Raw genomic sequence first — 25,476 nt, forward strand, 5'->3', positions numbered from 1 at the left:
GGTTGGCGGTGTTCGAAGCCTGTGGTCACGACGCGCCCAGCTCCCTGTCGATGAAGTCGAACAGGTCACTCGCCGTCTCGACGTCGTCGAGCTCGTCGTCGTCGGACGCGGCGGCCGCTGCGGGCGCGGCGGCGGTGACCGGTTCTCCCGTCCAGCGGGCCATCAGGGCCCGCAGACGGTCGGTGACCTTGGCGCGGTCCTCGTCGTCGAGGTCGTCGAGATCCGTACCGGTCAGGGAGGACTCCAGCCGGTCCAGTTCCCCGAGCACGTTCTGCGCGCCGCCCGGCGCCTCCGGCAGGTCCAGTTCGGACAGCAGGTAGCGCACCTGCGCGGCCGGGGTCGGGTAGTCGAAGACCAAGGTGGCGGGCAGCCGCAAGCCGGTCACGGCGTTGAGCCTGTTACGCAGTTCGACCGCGGTCAGCGAGTCGAACCCCAGTTCCTTGAAGGTCTGCTCGGCCTCGATCTCGTCGGTGGAGGAGTGGCCGAGCACGGCGGCCGCCTGGGTGGCGACCAGCTCCAGCAGGTGCGCCTCGCGGTCCTCGTCGGACAGCAGCGCCAGCCGCTCCGGCAGGGTGAGGGTGTCCGCGGCGGTGGGGGCGGCCGCCTCCACCGTGCGGCGGGCCGGCTTGCGGACCATGCCCTGCAGCAGCAGCGGCAGACCGTCCGCGTACTCGCGCATCGCCCGCATGTCCAGCTGCATCGGCAGCAGGACCGCCCGGTCGGTGCGCGAGCCGGCGTCCAGCAGGCGCATGCCGTCGCCGGCCGCCAGCGGGACCATGCCGGTCCTGGCGTGCCGTTCGCGGTCGGCCTCGGTCAGTTCGCCGGTCATTCCCGCGTCCGAGACCCAGGTGCCCCAGGCCAGGGACACCGAGGGCAGGCCGAGGGACCTGCGGTGGTGGGCCAGTGCGTCGAGGAAGGCGTTCGCGGCCGAGTAGTTGGCCTGGCCCGCCCCGCCGAACGTGCCGGCGACCGAGGAGAAGACCACGAACTGGGCGAGGTCGCACTCGCGGGTCAGTTCGTGCAGGTTGGTCACCGCGTCGACCTTCGGCCGCAGCGCCCGGTCGACCTGTTCGGGCGTCATGGCCGAGACCACGCCGTCCGCCAGGACGCCGGCGGTGTGCACCACCGCGGTCAGCGGGTGTTCGGCCGGGATGGCCGCCAGCAGCCCGGCGAGGGCCGTGCGGTCGGCGGCGTCACAGGCCACGATCGACACCTCGGCGCCCAGCGCGGCCAGCTCCTGCCGCAGTTCCGCGGCGCCGGGCGCGTCGGGTCCGCGCCGGCTGGTGAGCACCAGGTGGCGCACCCCCTGCTCGGCGACCAGGTGGCGGGCGGTGACCTTGCCCAGGCCGCCGGTGCCGCCGGTCAGCAGCACCGTGCCGTCGGGGTTCGGCTCGGACGGCACGGTCAGGACGACCTTGCCGACGTGACGGGCCTGGCTGACGAAGCGGAACGCCTCCGGGGCCTGCCGCACGTCCCAGGTGGCCATCGGCAGCGGCGGCAGGGCCCCGCTGTCGAACAGCGCGACCAGTTCGGCCAGCATCGCGCCGATCCGGTCCGGTCCCGCGTCGATCAGGTCGAACGCCGCGTAGGCCACGCCGGGGTGGTCGGCGGCGATCCGCTCCGGGTCGCGGACGTCGGTCTTGCCCATCTCCAGGAACGGGCCGCCGTTGGGCAGCAGGGCCAGCGAGGCGTCCACGTACTCGCGGGCGAGCGAGTTGAGGACCATGTCCACGCCCCGGCCGTCGGTGGCGACCGAGAAGGCCTTTTCGAACGTCAGGTCGCGCGAGGACGCGATGTGCGCGTCGTCGAGCCCGGCGGCCCGCAGGGCGTCCCACTTGCCCGGCGAGGCGGTGCCGAACACCTCCGCCCCCAGGTGCTGGGCGAGCCGCACCGCGGCCGTGCCCACACCGCCGGCGGCGGCGTGCACCAGGACGCGCTGTCCGGCCTTCATCCCGCCGAGGTCCACCAGCGCGTAGTAGGCGGTCAGGTAGACGATGGGGATGGTCGCCGCCTCGGCGAAGGACCAGCCGCGCGGGATACGGGCCACCATGCGCTCGTCGGCCACGGCCAGCGGGCCGAACGCGCCGGAGAACATGCCCATCACCCGGTCGCCCGGTGCCAGCCCCGTGACCTCGGCACCGACCTCGGTGACCACGCCGGCGCCTTCCAGGCCGATGGCGGTGGCGTCGCCGGGGTACATGCCGAGCGCGGTGAGCACGTCACGGAAGTTGACGCCCGCGGCGCGCATGGACAGGCGCACCTCGCGCGGGGCCAGCGGGGCCGCCGCGTCGGGGCAGGCGGTGAGCCGCAGCCCGTCGAGGGTGCCCTTGCGCTCGACGGCGAGCCGCCAGGCGTCGGTGGCCGGCGCGGTCAGGCGGCGGTCGGCCGTCGCCTTGACGATGCGCGCCGCGGTGACCGCTCCGTCGCGCACCAGCAGCTCGGGCTCGCCGGCCGCGAGTGCGGCGGGCAGGGCCGTGGCCGACGCCGGGGCGCCGTCGGTGTCGATCAGCACGAAGCGGTCGGGGTTCTCGGAGCGGGCGGCCCGCACCAGGCCCCACACGGCTGCCTGCACCGGGTCGGCGGAGCGGGCGGAGGTGCCCACCGCGTGCCGGGTGACCACGGCCAGCCTGGCCTGGTCGAAGCGCCGCTCGTCGAGGAACTCCTGGACGGTGGCCAGCGCCCGGTGGGTCGTGGCGTGGGCGGCGGCCGCCAGGTCGGCGGTCTGCTCACCGGCGCCCAGGACCAACAGCACCGTCTCCGGCACGTCGGCCCCGGAACCCGCCAGCGCGGCCAGCGTGGGGTGGACCAGCGCCGTGCGGCCGGCGGCGGTCAGCGCGTCGCGCAGCTCGTCGGCCTCGGTGCCGCCGACCACGCTCCAGGTCTCCTGGGCCGGGGTCGCGGACGGCACCGACGTCCAGTCCAGTTCGAACAGCGCGTCGGAACCGGGCTGCGCGGCCGGGCCGGCGAGTTCGCCGGTCAGTTCGCGCAGCGTCAGGGCCGCGACGGAGGCGACGGGGCGTCCGGAGGTGTCCGCCATCGACAAGGCGATGGTCTCCGGGCCCTCCTGCACCATGCGCAGGCGCAGCGCCCCGGCGCCGACCGCCTCGACCCGCACGCCGTTCCACGAGAACGGCAGCCGGTCGGCGTCCTCCATCGGCACGAACATCACCGCGTGCAGGGCGGCGTCCAGCAGGGCCGGGTGCAGGTCGAACTTGTCGGCGGCCGGATCGGCGGCCTCGGGCAGTGCCACCTCGGCGAACACCTCCTCGCCGCGCACCCACACCGACTTCAGCCCCTGGAAGAGCGGGCCGTACAGGTGGCCGCGTTCGGCGAAGCCCTCGTAGAAGCCGTCGAGCGGCACCTCGGTGGCGTCACCGGGCGGCCAGGCCGTGAAGTCGTACGGGTCGGGCGCCTCGGTGGCGGCCGGGGCCAGCAGACCCTGGACGTTGAGCGCCCAGGGGTCGTCCTCCGGCGCGTCCTCGGCACGCGAGTACAGGCTCAGCTGCCGCGCGCCGGACGGGTCGGGCTCGTCGACCCGCAGCTGGATGCGCACCCCGCCGCGCTCGGGCAGCGGGAGCGGCGCGAGGATCGTCAGTTCCTCCACGCTCTCGCAGCCCACCTGGTCCGCGGCGTGCAGCGCCAGTTCCAGGAAACCGGTTCCGGGGAACAGCGCGGTGCTGGTCAGCGCGTGCTCGGCCAGCCACGGGTGGCTGCGCAGCGACAGCCGGCCGGTGAACAGCATCTGTTCGCCGCCCGCCATCCGCACCGCCGCACCCAGCAGGGGGTGTCCGGCGGAGCCGATGCCGACCGAGCCGACGTCGCCCAGCAGGACCGGGGGCTTCGGCCAGAACCGCTGGCGCTGGAAGGCGTACGTGGGCAGGTCGACCGTGGTCGCGCCGGTCCCGCTGAAGGCGGCCGACCAGTCGACGCCGACGCCCTTGACGAAGACCTGGGCCAGGGCGCCGAGCAGCGTGTCGGTCTCGGGCCGGTCCTTGCGCAGCGCGGGGACGGTGAGGGTCTCGTCGGGATCGAGCACGGCCTGCGCCATCGCGGTCAGCGACCCGTCGGGGCCGATCTCCAGGAAGCGCGTCGCCTTGTGCCCGGCCAGCCACTCCAGCCCGTCGGCGAACCGCACCGGACGCCGCACGTGGTCCACCCAGTACTCCGGCGACCCCAACTCCGCGGCCGTCGCGGCCTGTCCGGTCACGTTCGACACCACCGCCATCGACGGCGCCGCGAACTCCACCCCGGACAGCACCGCGGCGAACTCCGCCAGCATCGGCTCCATCAGCGGCGAGTGGAACGCGTGACTGACCCGCAACCGCGTCGTCTTACGTTCCAGAGCGGCGAAGTGCTCCTGGATACCGGCGACGGCGGCCTGCTCACCGGCGACCACCGTCGAGGTCGGACCGTTGAGCGCGGCGATTCCGGCACGGTCGGCCAGCCCCTCCAGCAGCGGCAGCACCTCGGCCTCGGACGCCTGAAGGGCGACCATCACGCCACCGGCGGGCAACGCCTGCATCAACCGGCCACGGGCCACCACGACCCGGCCCGCGTCCGCCAGCGACCACACACCCGCCACGTGGGCGGCGGCCACCTCACCGATCGAGTGACCGACGAGGTAGTCCGGACGCACACCCCACGACTCCACCAACCGGAACAACGCCACCTCAACGGCGAACAACGCCGGCTGGGTGAACTCCGTCCGGTTCAGCAGATCCGCGTCGTCACCGAACACCAGATCCTTCAGCGAACGGCCCAACTCACCGTCCAGCACGGCACACGCAGCGTCGAACGCCGCTGCGTAGACCGGGAACGCCTCGTACAACTCCCGGCCCATACCCAGGCGTTGCGCACCCTGGCCGGCGAAGACGAACGCCAGCTTGCCCTCGCCGCGCGCGGAACCGGTCACGACGCCGGGGGCCGGCTCGTCGGCGGCCAGCGCGGTCAGCCCGGCCGCCAGCGCCTCGCGGTCGTCGCCCAGCAGGACCGCGCGGTGCTCGAAGACCGAACGCGACACCGCCAGCGACAGGCCCACGTCGGCCGGGTCGAGGTCGGCCCGCTCGCGCAGGAAGTCCGCCAGCGTCGCAGCCTGTGCCCGCAGGGCGGCCGCGCTGCGGCCGGTCACCACCCACGGCAGCGTCCCGGTCGCCGGGGCGCCGGCCGCTTCCTGCGGCTCGGTCCCGTCCGCAGCCTCGGCGGGCTCCTGCGGCGCGGTCGCCTCCTCCAGGATGAGGTGGGCGTTGGTGCCGCTGATGCCGAACGAGGAGACGCCCGCGCGGCGCGGACGGTCGTCCGCCCGCTGCCACTCGACGTTCTCCGTCAGCAGCCGGACCTGGCCGGACTCCCAGTCCACGTGCGAGGTGGGCGCGTCCACGTGCAGCGTCTTGGGCAGCACGCCGTGCCGCATCGCCAGCACCATCTTCATGATGCCGGCCACGCCGGCGCCGGCCTGCGTGTGGCCCACGTTGGACTTGATCGACCCCAGCCACAACGGCCGGTCCGGCGAACGGTCCTGGCCGTAGGTGGCCAGCACCGCCTGCGCCTCGATCGGGTCGCCCAGCTTGGTACCGGTGCCGTGCGCCTCGACCACGTCGACGTCGGCCGACGACAGGCCGCCGCTGGCCAGCGCCGCCCGGATCACCCGTTGCTGGGCGGGACCGTTCGGGGCGCTGAGGCCGTTGGAGGCGCCGTCCTGGTTGACGGCCGAGCCGGCCACCACGGCGAGCACCGGGTGTCCGTTGCGCCGGGCGTCCGACAGCCGCTCCACCAGCAGCATGCCGCCGCCCTCGGAGAAGCCGGTGCCGTCGGCGGCGTCGGCGAACGCCTTGCACCGGCCGTCCTCGGCCAGACCGCGCTGGCGGCTGAAGTCGAGGAACAGTCCGGGGGAGGCCATCACCGTCAGGCCGCCGGCCAGCGCCAGGTCGCACTCCCCCAGCCGCAGCGACTGCACCGCCAGGTGCAGCGCCACCAGGGAGGCCGAGCAGGCGGTGTCCACGGTCACCGCGGGGCCTTCGAGGCCGAAGGTGTAGGACAGCCGGCCCGACACGACGCTCGCGGCGTTGCCGGTGAGCAGGTAACCCTCGTAGTCGTCGCCGGAGGCGGCCAGCATGCCGGTGTAGTCCTGGCCGTTGGTGCCGGCGAAGACACCGGTGCGGCTGCCGCGCAGCAGCGCCGGGTCGATGCCGGCCCGTTCGAACGCCTCCCAGGAGATCTCCAGCAGCAGCCGCTGCTGCGGGTCCATCGCCACCGCCTCACGCGGGGAGATGCCGAAGAACGCCGGGTCGAACCCGCTGGCGTCGTCGAGGAAGCCGCCCTGCTGGGTGTAGACGGTGCCGGTCTTGCCCGGCTCCGGGTCGTAGAGGGCGTCCAGGTCCCAGCCGCGGTCGGTCGGGAAGGGCACCAGGGCCTCGTCGCCCTCCGACAGCAGGCGCCACAGCTGCTCGGGGCTGCGGACGTCGCCGGGGAAGCGGCAGCTCATGGAGACGATGACGATCGGGTCGTCGTCGCGCACCACGGTCGCCGGCACCGGCGCGGACTGCTCCGCGGCGGATTGACCGTCGCCGAGTTCGCCGAGCAGGTACGCCGCCAGCCGCGCGCAGGTCGGGTGGTCGAAGACCAGGGTGGCCGGCAGGCGCAGGCCGGTGACCTGGCTCATGCCGTTGCGCAGTTCGACGGCGCTGAGCGAGTCGATGCCCAGGTCGGTGAACGGCCGGCCGGTCTCCACCAGGTCGGGCGAGGGGTAGCCGAGGACCTTGGCCACGTAGGCGCGGACCACGTCGAGGACGGCTTCCTCACGCTCGTAGGCGGGCAGCGTCGCCAGGTGGGCCAGCAGCGTGGAGGCGTCCGTGGTCTCGGCGGCCTGCGGTGCGGCGGCCAGGGCTCGCAGCGCCTCCGGCAGGTCGTTGAGCAGGTTGCTCGGGCGCGGGCTGGTGAACGCCACCGCGTAGGTGTCCCAGCGCAGGTCGGCCACGACGAGTGCGGCCTGGTCGCCGTCGAGCGCGTGGCCCAGCGCGGTGAGGGCCGGCTCGGAGGCCATGGCGTGCACGCCGTAGCGGCGCATCCGCTCCCCGGCGCCGTCGCCGACCATGCCGCCCTCGGCCCACAGGCCCCAGGCGACCGCGGTCGCCGGCAGGCCCTCGGCCCGGCGCGACTCGGCCAGCGCGTCGAGGAAGGCGTTGCCCGGCGCGTAGTTGCCCAGACCGGCGCCGCTGATGACGCCGGCGGTGGAGGAGAAGAGCACGAAGGCGGACAGGTCCAGGTCGCGGGTCAGTTCGTGCAGGTTGACCGCCGCCGTCATCTTGCCGCGCAGCACCGGGTCCATGCGGCCGGCGTCCAGCGAGTCGATGACGCCGTCGTCGAGCGATCCGGCGGCGTGGAAGACCGCGTCCAGCGGGAGTTCCGCCGGCACCGTGGCGAGCAGCTCGCCCAGCGCGGCGCGGTCGGCGACGTCGCAGGCCGCGATGGTCACCCGCACGCCCAGCGCCTCCAGTTCGGCGCGCAGTTCGGGCGCGCCGGGGGCGTCGGGGCCGCGGCGGCCGGTGAGCAGCAGGTGTTCGGCGCCGCGGCCGGCCAGCCAGCGGGCGATGTGGCCGCCGAGCGCTCCGGTGCCGCCGGTGATCAGCGTCGTGCCGCGCGGGCTCCAGCCGTCGCCCGCGGTGGCGGCGGGCAGCGCCCGCACCAGCCGGCGGCCGAAGGTGCCGGAGGCGCGCAGCGCGATCTGGTCCTCACCACCGGGGTCGGCGAGGGTGGCGGCCAGCCGGGTGGCGGCCCGGCTGTCGAGGGTGACGGGCAGGTCGATCAGCCCGCCCCAGCGGTCGCTGTGTTCCAGCGCCGCGACCCGGCCGAAGCCCCACACGAGGGCCTGGACGGTGCTGAGCGGGCCGTCGGCGTGGCCGGTGGTGACGGCGCCGCGGGTGGCGCACCACAAGGGCGCGTCGGTCGCGGTGTCGCCGAGGGCCTGGACGAGGGCGAGGGTGCCGGCCAGTCCGAGGGGGACGGCCGGGTGCTCGGGGTGGGGCCGCTCGTCCAGGGCGAGCAGGGACAGCACGCCGCGCACGCGCTGGGCGCCGGTGTCCTCGCCCACGGCCTCGCGCAGCAGGGCGGCGAGGCGTTCGCGGGCGTCGGTGCCCAGGTCGGCGTCGGTGAGGGCGACGGTGCGCACCTCCCGGGCCCCGCCGGCCTCCAGGGCCAGCCGGGCGGCCTCGACGAGGTCGCCGTGCGCCCCGGCGTCGGCCGGTACGGCCAGCAGCCAGGTCCCGGACAGGGTACCGGTCCCGTCGCCGGTCAGCGGCGCCCAGTTGACGCGGTAGCGCCAGGCGTCGGTGGTCGACCGCTCGCGGCTGGTCCGGCGCCAGGCCGACAGGGCCGGCAGGAAGGCGCTCAGCGGGGCGTCGTCGCCCAGGTCGAGGGTGCCGGTCAGGGCCTCCAGGTCCTCCTGCTCGACGGTCTGCCAGAAGCGTGCCTCGACGGAGTCGGCGGTCAGCGCGCCGTCGGCGGCGGCGTCCGCCGCCACGGCCTCCCGCACGGTCGGCCAGTACCGCTGGCGCTGGAAGGCGTAGGTCGGTACGTCGACCCGGTGCGATCCGGTGCCGGCGAAGACGGCCGTCCAGTCGACGTCGACGCCGTGGACGTGGGCGGTGCTGACGGCGGTGAGGAACTGGTCGAGCCCGCCCTGCTGGCGGCGCAGCGAGCCGAGGACGGCGACGTCGGCGCCGAGGTCCTCGACGGTCTCGCGCAGGCCGACGGCGAGCACCGGGTGGGGGCTCATCTCGATGAACGACCGGTGGCCCTCGGCGATCAGGCCGCGTACCGCCTCTTCGAACCGGACGGTCTCGCGCAGGTTGGTGTACCAGTAGCCGGCGTCCAGGCCGGTGGTGTCGAACCAGTCGCCGGTCAGGGCCGACCGGAACGGGATGTCGGCGTCGCGGGGCCGTACCGGGCTGAGCGCCTCCAGGACGCGGTCGCGGATGGCCTCCACCTGTGCGGAGTGCGAGCCGTAGTCCACGGCGATCCGGCGGGCGCGTATCTCGTCGCCGGTCAGGGCCTCGAACAGTTCGTCGAGCGCGGTCGCCTCGCCGGAGACCACCACAGAGGTGGGTCCGTTGACGGCGGCGACGGAGATGCGGCCCTCCCAGGGCAGGAGGCGTTCGCGGGTGGCGTCGGCGGACAGCGGTACCGACATCATGCCGCCGGTGCCGGCGATCGCGGTGATGGCCCGGCTGCGCAGGGCCACCACCCGGGCGCCGTCCTCCAGCGACAGCGCTCCGGCGACGCAGGCGGCGGCGATCTCACCCTGGGAGTGGCCGACCACGGCGGCCGGGCGCACCCCGCAGGACTCCCACAGGGCGGCCAGCGAGACCATGACGGCCCACAGGGCGGGCTGGACGACGTCGACCCGGTCGAGGTCGACGGCGCTCCCGGTGCCGTTGAGCACGGCGGTCAGCGACCAGTCGACGAAGGGGGCCAGGGCGCGTTCGCACTCGGCGATCCGGTCGGCGAACACGGTCGAGGCGGTCAGCAGCCCCTGCGCCATGCCGGCCCACTGCGCGCCCTGTCCGGGGAAGACCATGACGGGGGCGGAGCTGCCGGTGGCGGCGGCCTCGATGACGCCGTTGCCGGTGACGGGGCTGTTGTCGGCGATGCCGCGCAGCGCGTCGTCGAGTTCGTCGCGCCCGGTGGTCAGGACCGCGGTGCGGTACTCGAAGGCGGACCGGGTAACGGCGAGCGAGTAGCCGAGGTCGGCCAGCGACTCGCCGGGGTGGCGCAGCAGGTGCGAGCGCAGCCGGGCGGCCTGGTCGCGTACCGCCTGCGGGGTGCGTCCGGACAGCAGCACGGGTACGACGGGCAGTTCGGTGCGGTCGGCCGGTGCGGCCGGCGCGTCGTGTACGGGTGCCTGCTCGACGATGATGTGGGCGTTGGTGCCGCTCATGCCGAACGAGGAGACACCGGCGCGGCGGGGCCGGTCGCCCGCGGGCCAGGCGACGGGCTCGGTCAGCAGCCGTACGGTGCCGCCGCTCCAGTCGACGTGCGGGGTGGGGTGCTCCGCGTACAGCGTCTTGGGGATCATCTCGCCGCGCAGGGCCATGACCATCTTGATGATGCCGCCGACGCCGGCCGCGGCCTGGCTGTGGCCGATGTTGGACTTCAGCGAGCCCAGCCACAGCGGGCGTTCCTCGTCGCGGTCCTGGCCGTAGGCGGCGATCAGGGCCTGCGCCTCGATGGGGTCGCCGAGGGTGGTGCCGGTGCCGTGCGCCTCGACGACGTCGACGTCGTTGGGCGCAAGGCGGGCCGAGGCCAGTGCCTGGCGGATGACCCGCTGCTGCGAGGGGCCGTTGGGCGCGGTCAGGCCGTTGCTGGCGCCGTCCTGGTTGAGGGCGCTGCCGCGGACGACGGCCAGCACGGGGTGTCCGTTGCGGCGCGCGTCCGACAGGCGTTCCACGACGACCATGCCGACGCCCTCGGCCCAGCTGGCGCCGTCGGCGTCCGCGGAGAACGGCTTGCAGCGGCCGTCGGGGGCGAGTGCCCGCTGGCGGCTGAACTCGATGAGCGAGCCGGGGGTGGACATCACCGTGACGCCGCCGGCCAGCGCGAGGGTGCACTCGCCCTGCCGCAGGGCCTGCACGGCGAGGTGCAGGGCGACCAGGGAGGAGGAGCAGGCGGTGTCGACGGAGACGGCGGGCCCTTCCAGGCCGAGCGCGTACGAGACGCGGCCGGACAGCACGCTGGGGCTGTTGCCGGTGCCGACGTAGCCTTCGAAGCTGTCCTCCGCGGCGGCCAGGATCGTGACGTAGTCCTGGTAGGTCACACCGGCGAAGACACCGGTACGGCTGCCGCGTGCGGACACCGGGTCGATGCCGGCCCGCTCCAGCGCCTCCCAGGACGCCTCCAGGAGCAGGCGCTGCTGGGGGTCCATGGACAGTGCTTCGCGCGGGCTGATGGAGAAGAACGCCGGGTCGAACTGGCTGGCGTCGTGCAGGAACCCGCCCTGCTGGGTGTAGACGGTGCCGGCGTGGTCGGGGTCCGGGTGGTACAGGGTCTCGGGATGCCATCCTCGGTCGGCGGGCAGCGGCGATATGCCGTCCTCGCCGGCCACCACCATCTCCCACAGGTCCTCGGGGCTGCGGACGCCGCCGGGGTAGCGGCAGGCCATGCCGACGATGACGATCGGGTCGTCGTCGAGGGCCGCCGCGGACAGGGCCGGGGCCTCGTCCTCGGTCAGCGCGCCGAACAGTTCGGCGTCGAGGAACCGGGCGAGCGCGGCCGGGGTGGGGTGGTCGAAGGCGAGGGTGGCCGGCAGGGTCACCCCGACGGCGGCGCTGAGCTGGTTGCGCAGCTCGACCGCGGTGAGCGAGGTGAAGCCGAGGTCGGAGAAGGAGCGGGTGGGCTCCACCTCCGCGCCTCCGGCGTAGCCGAGGACCGCCGCGACCTGGGTGCGGATCGTGGCCAGCAGGGTGCGGGCGCGTTCGGCCTCGGGGCGGCCGGCCAGCCGGCGTACCAGGCCGGAGTCGGTGCTGCCGCGGGCCGCGGTACGACGGGCGCCGGCGGGCACGAGCCCGGTCAGCAGCGGTGGCACGGCGGCCAGTCGGCGCAGCGCGGGGACGTCCAGCACGGCGGCCAGCGCGGTGGTCCGGCCGACGGCCAGCGCGGCCGGCAGCAGGGCGGCGGCCTGGGGGGCCGTCAGCGGGGTGAGGGCGGGCGGGGTGTCGCTGCCGGGCCCGTAGGGCGGCGTCAGCGCGAGGGCGGGCAGGCCCTGGGCGGCGCGGCGCTCGGCGAGCGCGCCCAGTGCGGCGGCCAGCGCCCGGGCCCGCGGGGCGAGGGCGCGGCGGCCGGACGTCTCGTCCGGCGCGGCCAGCAGCACGAAGGCCGACAGCGGCAGGTCCGCGGTGAGTTCGTGCAGGCGCACGGCGTCGTCGAGGTCGGCGGCGCCGGTCAGGTCGGTGGTGTGGACCAGGGCGACCTGCTGCTGCCCGGTGGTGGCGTCGGCCAGGGCGCGGGCGAGTTCGTCGCCGTCCGCGTCCAGGACGGTGGCGCCGGCCGGCAGGGCGTCGGCGACCTGCTGGGCCAGCGCGCCGGTGACCAGCACGGTGCCGTCCAGGGTGCCGGCGTCCGGTGCGGCGTCGGCGGTGGCGGTGCGGGCCAGGCGGGCGGCGGCGAGGGCGCCGGCGCGGATCACCAGGTCGGGTTCGCCGCCGGCCACCGCGCGGGGCAGCGCCAGCAGGGAGGCGGGGTCCGCGTCGACGTCGACGAGGACGACCCGGTCGGGGTGTGCGGCGTGCAGGGCCACCCCGGTGGCCCGCAGGGCGGCGCCGGCCGGGTCGGGGGTCTCCCCGTCCACGGCGACGGCGTGCCGGGTGACGACGGCCAGCCGCGCGGTCCGGTCGCCGGCGAGCCAGCGTTCCACCTCGTCGCGGGCCGGGCTGCGACCGTCGGTGAGGAGCACGAGCCGTTCGGCGGGGGCGTCGGCCGGTTCGGGCAGGGTGGCCGCGGCGGCGATGTCCAGCGCCTGGTCGACGCCGGCCGTTCCGGCGCCCACCACGAGCCAGTCGGTGGTCGGCGCGTCGCCGGTCGCGGTGAGCGGTGCCCAGCGCAGGTCCAGCAGCGAGCCCACGGTGTGCGCGGCGGCGGCGATCCGTTCGCCGGCGACCTGCCGCAGCAGCAGCGAGTCGATGCCGACGACCGGGGCGCCGGTGCCGTCGGCGGCCTCCAGCGCGATCCGGTCGTCGCCGCGCCGGGTCAGGCGGACGCGCAGCGTGGTGGCCCCGGAGGCGTGCAGGTGGACGTCGCCGAGCGAGAACAGCACGCGGCCGTCGCCCAGGCCGTCGAAGACGTTGAGGCCGAGCGGGTGCAAGGCCGCGTCGAGCAGCGCCGGGTACAGCTCGAACCGGCCGGCCTCGGTCGCGGCGGTCTCGGGCACGGCGACCTCGGCGTACGCCTCGTCACCGTCGCGCCAGACGCCCTTGAGGCCGCGGAAGACCGGCCCGTAGGCGAGTCCGGCCGCCTCCAGCCGTTCGTAGAGTCCCTCGGTGTCGACCTCGGCGGCGCCGGCCGGCGGCCAGACGGTGAAGTCGAAGTCGTCCTGCGCCCGGCCCTGCGGGGCGGTGGCGGTCAGCACACCGCCCGCGTGGCGGGTCCAGGGGCCGCCGTCGGCCTGGCCGGTGTCGGGGCGGGCGTAGACGCCCAGGGCACGGGCCCCGGAGGCGTCGGGCTCCTCGACCCGCACCTGGAGCTGGACCGCGCCGCGCTCGGGAAGCACCAGCGGCGCCTCCAGGATCAGTTCCCTGATGTGCGGGCGCTCGGCGTGCGCGCCGGCCAGTGCGGCCAGTTCCACGAACGCCGTGCTGGGCACCACGGCGTCGCCGTGGATGCGGTGCTCGGTCAGCCAGGGCTGAAGGTGTGCCGACAGGCGCCCGGTGAGGACCAGGGTGTCGGTGGTGGCCAGCGGGACCAGCGCGCCCAGCAGCGGGTGGCCGGCCGGGACCAGGCCGACGGACGCGGCGTCGGTGCCGCCCGCGGTGCTCTCCAGCCAGAAGCTCTGGTGCTGGAAGGCGTAGGTGGGCAGCGGTGCCGGGGTCCGGTGGCCGGTGGTGTCCGGCGCGGCCGACCGCCAGTCGACGGGCACGCCGCGGGTGAACAGCGCGGCGACCGCCGCGATCAGGGAGGCGGCCTCGTCGGCGCTGTCGTCGCGCAGGGCCGGGACCGCGAGCGGCGCGGTGCCGGTCAGGCACCCCTTGGCCATCGCGGTCAAGGTGGTGTCGGGCCCGATCTCCAGCAGGTTGGCGACGCCGTCGTGCTCCAGCCACGCCACGCAGTCGGCGAAGCGCACCGCCTGCCGGGCGTGCCGCACCCAGTGGTCGGCCGAGCCGAGTTCCTCGGCGGTGGCCAGGCGTCCGGTGAGGTTGGAGATCACCGGGAAGCGCGGCCGGCCGTAGGTGACGCTCTCGGCGACGGCCCGGAAGGCGGCCAGCATCGGGTCCATGCGCGGCGAGTGGAAGGCGTGGCTGACGCGCAGCCGCTTGACCTTGCGCCCGGCCCGCTCGAAGTGCTCGGCGAAGAAGAGCACCACGTCCTCGTCACCGGCGATGACCACCGAGTTCGGACCGTTGAGCGCCGCGATGTCGACCTCGTGCTCGCGGCCCTCCAGCAGCGACAGCACCTCCGCCTCGGTGGCCTGGAGGGCGACCATCGCCCCGCCGCCGGGCAGCTCCTGCATCAGCCGGCCTCTGGCCGCGACCAGCCGGCAGGCGTCGGGAAGGGTGAGGACCTCGGCCACGTGGGCGGCCGCCAGTTCGCCGATCGAGTGGCCGGCGACGTGGTCGGGCCGCAGCCCCCACGACTCCAGCAGCCGGTAGAGGGCCACCTCGAACGCGAACAGCGCGGGCTGGGTGTACTCGGTGCGGTTCAGCGCCTCGGCGTCGTCGCCGAACACCACGTCCCGCAGCGGCCGTTCGAGTTCGCCGTCCATCAGGGCGCAGACCGCGTCGAAGGCGTCGGCGAAGACCGGGAAGGTCCGGTACAGGCCGCGTCCCATGCCGGGGCGCTGGGTGCCCTGCCCGGCGAACAGGAAGGCCGTGCCGCCCTCGGCGGAGGTGTCCCCGACAACGGCGTCGGCGGCGGGGTGGCCCTCGGCGAGACGGCCGAGGGCGTCGAGCAGCTCCTCGCGCCCGGTGCCGAGTACCACCGCGCGGTGCTCGAAGAGCGAACGGGTGGTCACCAGCGCGTGCCCGACGTCCCGCGGGGTCAGCCCGGGGTGGGCCGCCAGGTGCGCCGTCAGCCGTCCGGCCTGGTCGCGCAGGCCCGCCGCGGTGCGTGCCGACAGCACCCAGGGCACGACCGGCGCGGTGTCCGCCGCCGGGGCCGGGGCCGGGGTCGGCTCCGGCCGCCGTTCGGGGGCCTGCTCGATCACGACGTGCGCGTTGGTGCCGGACACGCCGAACGCGGAGACGCCGGCCCGCCGCTCGCGGCCGCTGTCGGGCCACTCGATGCGCTCGGTCAGCAGGCGCACGTTGCCGGCCGACCAGTCCACCCGGGACGACGGCGCGTCGGCGTGCAGGGTCATGGGCAGCACGCCGTGCCGGATCGCCATGACCATCTTGATGACACCGGCGACACCGGCCGCGGCCTGGGTGTGACCGATGTTGGACTTGACCGAGCCCAGCCACAGCGGCCGGTCCTCGGCACGGTTCTGGCCGTAGGCGGCCAGCAGGGCCTGCGCCTCGATCGGGTCGCCCAGCACCGTGCCGGTGCCGTGCGCCTCGACCGCGTCCACGTCGGCCGGCGACAGGCCGGCGCCGGCCAGCGCCTGGCGGATGACGCGCTGCTGCGACGGGCCGTTCGGCGCCGTCAGGCCGTTGCTCGCGCCGTCCTGGTTGACCGCGGAGCCGGCCACCACCGCGAGCACGGTGTGCCCGTTGGCTTCGGCGGCCGACAGCCGTTCCACGACCAGCACGCCGACGCCCTCGGCCCAGCCGGTGCCGTCGGCGCCGTCGGAGAACGCCTTGCAGCGCCCGTCGGCGGCCAGGCCGCCCTGGAGGCTGAACTCAACGAAGGCGCCGGGGTTGGCGATCACGGTGACACCGCCGGCCAGCGCGAGGTCGCACTCGCCGGTCCGCAGCGCCTGGACCGCCAGGTGCAGGGCGACCAGGGAGGAGGAGCAGGCGGTGTCGACGGTGACGGCGGGCCCTTCGAGGCCGAGCGCGTAGGAGACCCGGCCGGAGGTGACGCTGCCGGAGGCACCGGTCAGCAGGTGGCCGCCGAGGCCCTCGGGGACCTCCCGCAGTCCCGACCCGTAGCCGGAGCCGCCCGCGCCGACGAAGACGCCGGTCCTGCTGCCCTTGAGCGAGGCCGGGTCGATGCCCGAGCGTTCCAGCGCCTCCCAGGAGGTCTCCAGCACCAGTCGCTGCTGCGGGTCCATGGCCAGGGCCTCGCGGGGGCTGATGCCGAAGAAGCCGGGGTCGAAGCGGGACGCGTCCTGGAGGAAGCCACCCGAACGGGTGTCGCTGGCCTCGAACAGCGCGTCGAGGTCCCAGCCGCGGTCGCCCGGGAAGCCCGAGATCGTGTCGCGGCCGCCGGAGACGACCTCCCACAGGTCCTCGGGTCCGCCGATGCCGCCGGGCAGCCGGCAGCCCATACCGACGATGACGATCGGGTCGTCGTTCGTCGCGGCCGGCAGGTGGGTCGTCAGCGGCTCGGTGCCCTCGGCGCCGAACAGTTCAGCGACCAGGTGCTCGACGACCGCGGCGGGCGTGGGCTGGTCGAAGACCAGGGTGGCCGGCAGGGTGACCCCGGTGGTGGAGGTCAGCACGTCACGCAGTTCGACGGCGGTGAGCGAGTCGAAGCCGATCTCCCGGAAGGCCCGGGTCGGCTGGACGGCGGTGACGTCGGAGTGCCCGAGCACCGTCGCGGCCAGGCGCCGCACCAGGTCCAGCAGCGCCTTCTCCCGGTCCTGGGCGGACAGTCCCAGCAGGGTCTGCCGCAGCTCCGAGCCGGCGCCGGAGGCGCCCGCCGCGGCGGCGGACGGCTCGTTGGCCTCGGGCAGCTCGGCCAGCAGCGGCGAGGGGCGGCCGGTGACGAAGGCCGGGGCGAACCGGGTCCAGTCGACGTCGGCCACCGCGACGCAGGCATCGCGCAGGTCGAGCGCGCCGGCCAGCGCCAGCAGGGCGTTGTCCGGCTCGAGGGCCGTCAGGCCGCGGCGGCGCAGCAGCTCGAGGCCGGCCTCGTCCGCCGCCATACCGGTGTGGTTCCACGGGCCCCACGCGACCGCGGTGCCCGCCTGGCCCCGCGCACGGCGGGTGTCGATCAGCGCGTCCAGGTAGGCGTTGGCCGCCGCGTAGGCGGCCTGGCCACCGCCGCCCCAGACGCCGACGATCGAGGAGAAGACCACGAACGCCGACAGGTCCAGGTCGCGGGTCAGTTCGTCCAGGTGCACGGCGCCCAGGACCTTCGCCCCCATCACCGGGGCGAACCGCTCCGGGGTCAGGAGGGCGATCACGTCGTCGTCGAGCGCGCCGGCGGCGTGGAAGACGGCGTCGACGGGGTGTTCGGTGAGCAGGTCCCGCACCGCGTCGCGGTCGGCGACGTCACAGGCCACCACGGACACCCGCGCGCCGAGGGCGGTCAGTTCCGCCTCCAGCTCGGCGGCGCCCGGGGCCTGCGCACCGCGCCGGCTGGTCAGCACCACGTGGTCGGCGCCGCGTTCGATCGCCCAGCGCGCCACCCGGGCGCCCAGGGCGCCGGTGCCACCGGTGATCAGCACGGTGCCCTGCGGCGTCCAGGAGCCGCCCGAGGTCAGGTCGGTTCCGGCGGCACGCACCAGACGGCGGGCGAAGACACCCGACGCCCGCAGGGCCACCTGGTCCTCGGAGCCGTCCGCCAGCACGGAGGCCAGCCGGCCGCGGGCCCGGGCGTCCAGCGGCCCGGGCAGGTCGACCAACCCGCCCCAGCGGTCGGGGTGTTCGAGGGCGGCGACCCGTCCCAGGCCCCACACGGCGGCCCGCGCCGGGTCGGGCACCCGGTCCGAGCCGGCGACCGCGACCGCGTTGGACGTCACGACCCACAGCCGCGCGCCGATCCCGGCGTCGCCGTGCGCCTGCACCAGGGCGGCGGTCAACGGCACGGCGGCCGGCACACCGTCAGCGAGCTGTTCGGGCTCGTCGGTGAGCGCCAGCAGGGAGACGATGCCGTCGACCGGCCCGTCGGCGGCGGCGTCCCGCAGCAGCGCGGTCAGCTCCGCGCGGCCGGCACCCGCCTCCACCACCACGGTGTCCAGCCGGTCCACCGAACCGGCCAGACCCTCCAGACCCCATTCGCCCAGCACCGAAGCCGACTGGGCCAGCACCAGCCAGCGGCCCTCCGAGCGCACGCCCCGGACCGGGCCATCCACCGGACGCCACACCACCCGGTAACGCCAACTGTCCACGACGGAGCGTTCACGCCGCCCACGCCACCACGACGACAACGCCGGCACGACCTCGCCCAACGGCCCCTCGCCGACGCCCAGCGTCCCGGCGAGACCATCGAGGTCACCGCGCTCCACCGCGTCCCAGAACGCCGCGTCCACGCCGTCGCCCGCACCGGACGACGCCGTCAGCGTCGGCCAGAAGCGCTCGCGCTGGAAGGCGTACGTCGGCAGCTCCACGATCGAGGAACCGGCGAAGAACCCGGCCCACTCGACCTCGACACCGTCCACGTGCAACCGACCCAGCGCGGTCAGCACCACCTCGACCTCGGGCCGGTCCTTACGCAACGCCGGAACGCTCAACGCCTCGGCGCCGGCCAGCGTGTCGCGCGCCATCGCGGTCAACGAGCCGTCGGGACCGATCTCCAGGAACCGTCCGACCCGCGACTCCACCAAGTGGCGCAGCCCGTCGGCGAACCGCACCGGACGCCGCACATGCTCCACCCAGTACTCCGGCGACCCCAACTCCGCGGCGGTGGCGGCCTGTCCGGTCACGTTCGACACCACCGCCATCGACGGGGTCCCGAACTCCACCCCCGCGAGAACGGCGTTGAACTCCGCCAGCATCGGCTCCATCAACGGCGAGTGGAACGCGTGGCTCACCCGCAGCCGCGTCGTCTTCCGCCCCAGACCCGAGAAGTGCTCCTGGATACCGGCAACGGCCGCTTCCGCACCGGCGACCACGGTGGCCGTCGGGCCATTCAGCGCGGCGATACCGGCACGGTCCTCCAGACCCTCCAGCAGCGGCAACACCTCCGCCTCGGACGCCTGAAGGGCAACCATGACCCCACCGGCGGGCAACGCCTGCATCAGCCGGCCACGGGCCGCGACGACCCGGGCAGCGTCCTCCAACGACCACACACCGGCGACGTGGGCAGCGGCGATCTCACCGATCGAGTGACCGACCAGGAAGTCCGGGCGAACACCCCACGACTCCACCAGCCGGAACAACGCCACCTCAACGGCGAACAACGCCGGCTGCGTGAACTCCGTCCGGTTCAACAACTCCGCGTCGCCACCGAACACCAAGTCCTTCAGCGAACGGCCCAACTCACCGTCCAGGACGGCACACGCGGCGTCGAACGCCTCGGCGTACACCGGGAACGCCTCGTACAACTCACGGCCCATACCCAGCCGTTGCGCACCCTGACCGGCGAAGACGAACGCCAGCTTGCCTTCACCGCGCACCGAACCGGACACCACACCCGGAGCTGACACACCGTCAGCCACCGCACCCAGCCCGGCCAGCAACTCCTCGCGGTCACGACCGGAGACCACCGCCCGGTGCTCGAAGACCGAACGCGAGGCCGCCAACGACAGCCCCACATCCCGCACATCGAGATCCGCACCGGCACCCGCACCCACGAACGCCGCCAGGCTCAACGCCTGCGCCTTCAACGCCTCCGGGCTACGCGCCGACACCGTCCACGGCACCACCGGCGACACCGAAGACCCGGACGACACCGGCACCTCGACCGCCTCGGCGACCTCGGCGACCGACTCCGGCGCCTGCTCCAGCACGATGTGCGCGTTGGTCCCGCTCAACCCGAACGACGAGACACCCGCACGACGCACCCGACCCGTCTGCGGCCACTCCACCGCATCCGTCAGCAACCGCACATTGCCCGCCGACCAATCCACATGCGACGACGGCGCATCCACATGCAACGTCTTCGGCAACACACCGTGCCGCATCGCCAGCACCATCTTGATCACACCCGCCACACCCGCGGCAGCCTGCGTATGACCGAAGTTCGACTTCACCGACCCCAACCACAACGGCCGGTCCTCCGCACGCTCCTGACCGTAGGTGGCCAGCAGCGCCTGCGCCTCGATCGGGTCACCCAGCGACGTCCCCGTACCGTGTGCCTCCACCGCGTCCACGTCCGACGCCGACAGCCCCGCACTGGCGAGAGCGGCCCGGATCACCCGCTGCTGCGAGGGACCGTTCGGCGCCGTCAGACCATTGCTCGCGCCGTCCTGGTTGACCGCGGAACCGGCCACCACCGCCAGCACCCGGTGCCCCTTGGCCCGCGCGTCCGACAACCGCTCCACCAGCAGAACGCCTACACCCTCACCCCAACCCGTACCGTCCGCACCCTCCGCGAACGCCTTGCACCGGCCATCACCGGCCAGACCACCCTGCCGCGCGAACTCCACGAACGCACCCGGCGTCGACATGACGGTGACACCACCGGCCAACGCCAAGTCACACTCACCCGACCGCAACGCCTGCGCCGCCAGGTGCAACGCCACCAACGACGACGAACACGCCGTGTCCACCGTCACCGCAGGACCCTCGAACCCCAACACATAAGAGATACGGCCCGACGCGACACTCGCCGCGTTACCCGTCCCCACGTACCCCACGAAATCCTCGTCCGACGCACCCAGCAACGCCGGATAATCCTGACCGTTCGTCCCTACGAAAACCCCCGTACGACTGCCCCGCAACGACACCGGATCAACCCCGGCACCCTCCACCGCCTCCCACGCCGCCTCCAGCAACAACCGCTGCTGCGGATCCATCCCCAACGCCTCACGCGGCGAAATCCCGAAGAACCCCGCGTCGAACTCCCCCACCCCCGACAAGAACCCACCGACAGCGTCATTCCACCGCGCGTCCGCAGCGGCGAAGAACCCGTCCAGCTGGTCCCAACCGCGGTCACCCGGGAAGGCGGTGAGTCCCTCTTCGCCGGCCGCCAGCAGACCCCACAGCTCCTCCGGCCCGCGCACACCACCGGGGAAGCGGCAGCTCATCCCCACGATCGCGATGGGATCACCGGAGACCACCGCACCGCCCACCACATGCGCGGCCGCACCCTCCGCCGCGACACCCACCACACCATCACGCAGGAACCCACCCAACGCCAACGGCGTCGGATAGTCGAAGACCACCGTCGACGGCAACGATATGCCGCACTCGGCGGCCAGCACGTTCCGCAACTCCACCGCGATCAGGGAATCCACCCCCAGATCACGGAAAGCCCGATCCGCGGCCACATCCCCCATCCCCGCGAAGCCCAGCACCGCGGCGGCCGAGGAACGCACCAACTCCACCAGCTCACGCGCCTGCTCCCCCGCCGGCAGGGCCAGGAGCCGATCACGCAGGGCGGAGGAGGGACGGCGGCGCTCGACGACGGCCTGGGGCGCGTCGTAGAGCTTCTCCAGCAGCGGTGCCGGACGCAGGGCGGCGAACGCGGGGCCGAACCGGTCCCAGTCCACGTCGGCGACCATCAGCACGGGTTCGGCCGACGCCACGGAGGCGCCGAGGGCGGTGAGCGCCGCCTCCGGGTCGAGCGGGATCACGCCGCCGCGGCGGGCGCGCTGTCCGGCGACCGCGTCAGCGGCCATGCCGCCGCCGCCCCACGGACCCCACGCGATGGAGGTGGCGGGCAGGCCCTCGGCCGCCCGGCCCTCGGCCAGGGCGTCCAGCATGGCGTTGGCGGAGGCGTAGTTGGCCTGTCCGGCGGACCCGATCAGGCCGGCGAACGAGGAGAAGAGCACGAAGGCGGACAGGTCGCGGCCGCGGGTCAGCTCGTCCAGGTGCCGCGCGGCGGTGACCTTGGCCCCCATGACCTCGGCGAACTGCCCGGCCCCGAGGGTGTCGATGACACCGTCGCCGAGCACGCCGGCGGCGTGGACGACGGCGTCCGGCGCGTAGGTGTCGAGCAGGTGCGCGACCGCGTCGCGGTCGGCGGTGTCGCAGGCGGCGACGGAGACGCGGGCGCCGAGGGCGGACAGTTCCGCCTCCAGTTCCGCGGCGCCCGGGGCCCGCGGGCCGCGCCGGCTGGCCAGGACGACGTGCTCGGCGCCGTGCTCGACGCTCCAGCGCGCCACCTGGGCGCCCAGCGCACCGGTGCCGCCGGTGATCAGTACGGTGCCGGCCGGGGTCCACTCCGCGTCCGCGGCGCCGTCGGCCGGGGTGGCCACCCGCTCCACGCGGCGGCCGAGGACACCGGAGGCGCGCACGGCGACCTGGTCCTCGCCGGCGCCGGCCAGGACGGCGGCCAGCCAGGACGACGTCCTGGTGTCGAGTTCGGCCGGCAGGTCGGCCACGCCGCCCCAGCGGTCCGGGTGTTCCAGGGCGGCGACCCGGCCCAGGCCCCACACGGCGGCCTGGCCGGGCAGCGGCGGACCGTCGGCACGCCCGGCGGCGACCGCACCCCGGGTCAGGGCCCACAGCGGCGCGCTGACGCCGGCGTCGCCGAGCGCCTGGATCAGGAAGGCGGTGGCCAGCACGCCCGCGGGGGTGCCGTCCGTCGCGTCGTCGGTCAGCGCCAGCGCCGAGACGACACCGGCGACGGGCGCGTCACCGTGTGCGGCCAGCAGCGACGCGAGCGCCTCGCGGTCCGCGCCGGGGGCGCACGCCACCAGGTGGACGTCCGCGCCGCGAACCGTCAGCGCCTCGAGCACGGCGCCGTTCCAGCCGTCGCCGCCCGCCGCGCCCTCGGGCGCGACCACCAGCCAGTCGCCGCCGAGGCGCACCTCACCCGGCAGGCCCGTCACCGGCTTCCAGGCCACGCGGTAGTACGGTCCGGCCGGGTCGGTCGCCGCGGCGTCGTCGGCCGCGTAGGAGCGTTCGAGCCAGTAGCGGTCACGGCGGAAGGCGTACGTGGGCAGGTCGACGACGGCCGCGTCGGAACGCTCGAAGAACCGCGCCCAGTCGATGTCCGTGCCGTCGACGTGCAGACGCGCGACGGCGGTCAGCGCGGCCTCGGTCTCGGGCCGGTCCTTGCGCAGCGCCGGAACGGTGAGGGTCTGCTCGCCGTTCAGCACGTCCTGCGCCATCGCGGTCAGCGACCCGTCGGGGCCGATCTCCAGGAAGCGTGTCGCGCCCTGGCCCGCCAGCCACTCCAGCCCGGCGGCGAACCGCACCGGGCGCCGCACGTGGTCCACCCAGTACTGCGGGGACTCCAACTCGGCGGCGGTGGCGGCCTGTCCGGTCACGTTGGACACGACCGCCATCGACGGCGCCGCGAACTCCACGCCCGCGAGCACGGCGGCGAACTCCGCCAGCATCGGCTCCATCAGCGGCGAGTGGAACGCGTGACTGACCCGCAACTTCGTCGTCTTGCGCTTCAGACCCGTGAAGTGCTTCTGGACCTGGGCGACGGCCGCCTTCTCACCGGCGACCACCGTCGAGGCCGGGCCGTTCAGCGCGGCGATCCCGGCACGGTCCTCCAGGCCCGCCAGCAGCGGCAGCACCTCGGCTTCCGAAGCCTGGAGAGCGACCATCACGCCACCGGCGGGCAGCGCCTGCATCAGGCGGCCACGGGCCACCACGACCCGGCCCGCGTCCGCCAGCGACCACACACCGGCCACGTGGGCCGCGGCGACCTCGCCGATCGAGTGGCCGACCAGGAAGTCCGGACGAACGCCCCACGACTCCACCAGGCGGTACAGCGCCACCTCGACGGCGAACAGCGCCGGCTGGGTGAACTCCGTCCGGTTCAGCGCCTTCGTGTCGTCGCCGAACACCAGGTCCTTCAGCGAACGGCCCAACTCACCGTCCACCACCGCGCACACCGCGTCGAACGCCTCGGCGTACACCGGGAACGCCTCGTACAACTCCCGGCCCATACCCAGGCGTTGGGCACCCTGACCGGCGAAGACGAACGCCAGCTTGCCCTCACCACGCACGGTGCCGGTCACCACGCCGTCGGCCCGCTCACCGCCGGCGAGCGCTTCCAGGCCCGCCACGAGGTCCTCGCGGCTGCCGCCGAGGACCGCGGCACGGCTGCGCAGCGCGGAACGGGTGGTGGCCAGCGACCGGGCGACGTCCTGCGGCAGGCCGTCGGGGTGCGCGGTGAGGTGGGCGAGCAGCCGCGCCGCCTGGGCGCGCAGCGTGTCGTCGTCGCGGCCGGAGACCAGCCACGGCAGCACCGGGAGCGCGGACGTGGCGAGCGGGGCCTGCTCGCCGGGGGCACCTTCCTCGGCGGCGGGCCCGGTCCCGGCGGCCTCGGGGGCCTGCTCGATGATCGCGTGGGCGTTGGTGCCGCTCACACCGAAGGCCGACACGGCGGCGCGGCGCGGGCGTTCGGCCTGCGGCCAGCTGATGGTGTCCGTCAGCAGGCGCACGTCGCCGGCCGTCCAGTCGACGTGCGACGAGGGCTGGTCGACGTGGAGGGTCTTGGGGAGTTCGCCGTGCTGGAGGGCGAGGACCATCTTGATGACGCCGACGACGCCGGCGGCGGCCTGGGTGTGGCCGATGTTGGACTTGACCGAGCCCAGCCACAGCGGCCGGTCCTCGGCGCGGCCCTGGCCGTAGGTGGCCAGCAGCGCCTGCGCCTCGATCGGGTCGCCCAGCGCGGTGCCGGTGCCGTGCGCCTCGACCACGTCCACGTCGGTGGCGGTCACGCCGGCGTTGGCCAGCGCGGCGAGGATCACGCGCTGCTGCGAGGGGCCGTTGGGGGCGGTCAGGCCGTTGCTGGCGCCGTCCTGGTTGATCGCGCTGCCCCGGACCACGGCGAGCACCTTGTGCCCGTTGCGCCGCGCGTCCGACAGCCGCTCGACGAGCAGCATGCCGACGCCCTCGGCCCAGCCGGTGCCGTCGGCGTCCTCGGAGAACGCCTTGCAGCGGCCGTCGGCCGCCAGGCCGCCCTGCTGGCCGAACTCGATGAACGCGCCGGGGCTGGACATGACGGTCACGCCGCCGACCAGGGCGAGCGAGCACTCGCCGGCCCGCAGGGACTGCGCCGCCCAGTGCAGGGCGACGAGCGAGGAGGAGCAGGCGGTGTCGACGGTGATGGCGGGGCCTTCGAGACCGAGCGCGTAGGCGACCCGGCCGGAGGCGACCGACATGGAGGTACCGGTCAGCAGGTGCCCGCGGACGTCGTCGGGGACCTGGCGCAGGCCGGAGCTGTAGCCCTGTTCGCTGCAACCGACGAAGACGCCGCTGCGGCTGCCGCGGACGGTGGCGGGGTCGATGCCGGCGCGTTCGAAGGCCTCCCAGGAGGCTTCGAGCAGCAGGCGCTGCTGCGGGTCCATCGCCAGCGCCTCGCGCGGCGAGATGCCGAAGAAGGCGGGGTCGAAGCGGTCGGCGTCGTGGACGAAGCCACCCTGGCGGGTGCGGTCGGCCAGCGTGTCGCCGGAGCCGTAGCCGCCGGCGCCCTCCCAACCGCGGTCGTCGGGCCAGTCGGTGACCGCGTCGACTCCGTTGGAGAGCATCTCCCAGAAGTCCTCGGGCGAACGGACGGCCCCGGGCAGGCGGCAACTCATCCCCACGATGGCGACCGGCTCCTGCTGCTTCGACTCAATCTCGTCGAGCTTGCGCCGGGCATCATGCAGGTCGGCAGTAACCAACCTGAGGTAGTCCCGAAGCTTCGCTTCACTCGCCATGGAACTTCCCCACGCTGTCGGTGACGGAACGGGATCAGCGGGCCGCCGGTACTCGCCCGTGGGGCGCCGCGTCGAGCAGCTGCGAGTCCGAACTCCCACCCGGAAATCCCGCAGCTCGGACAGCATGTCCCGAAGACCGGGGCCAGGGAGAGAGGGGAAGGGGGTTCTCTGGGGAAACC

General features: G+C 74.6%; 1 protein-coding gene. It reads right to left on the reverse strand.

Translation table 11 applies throughout. The annotated features are described in order from the left end of the window. Positions 1 to 25: 25 nt before the first annotated feature. Positions 26 to 25,297: a type I polyketide synthase gene (locus POF43_RS09880; protein ID WP_282704509.1), complete on the reverse strand. Its 25,272-nt coding sequence runs from the start codon at positions 25,295 to 25,297 to the stop codon at positions 26 to 28. Positions 25,298 to 25,476: the final 179 nt, after the last annotated feature.

Source organism: Streptantibioticus silvisoli (genome assembly GCF_027947535.2).
Taxonomy (GTDB): Bacteria; Actinomycetota; Actinomycetes; order Streptomycetales; family Streptomycetaceae; genus Streptantibioticus_C; species Streptantibioticus_C silvisoli.

Bases quoted from the DNA above. Each gene is read 5' to 3' on its own strand.
- POF43_RS09880 (WP_282704509.1), bottom strand. From the start codon at position 25,297: ATGGCGAGTGAAGCGAAGCTTCGGGACTACCTCAGGTTGGTTACTGCC.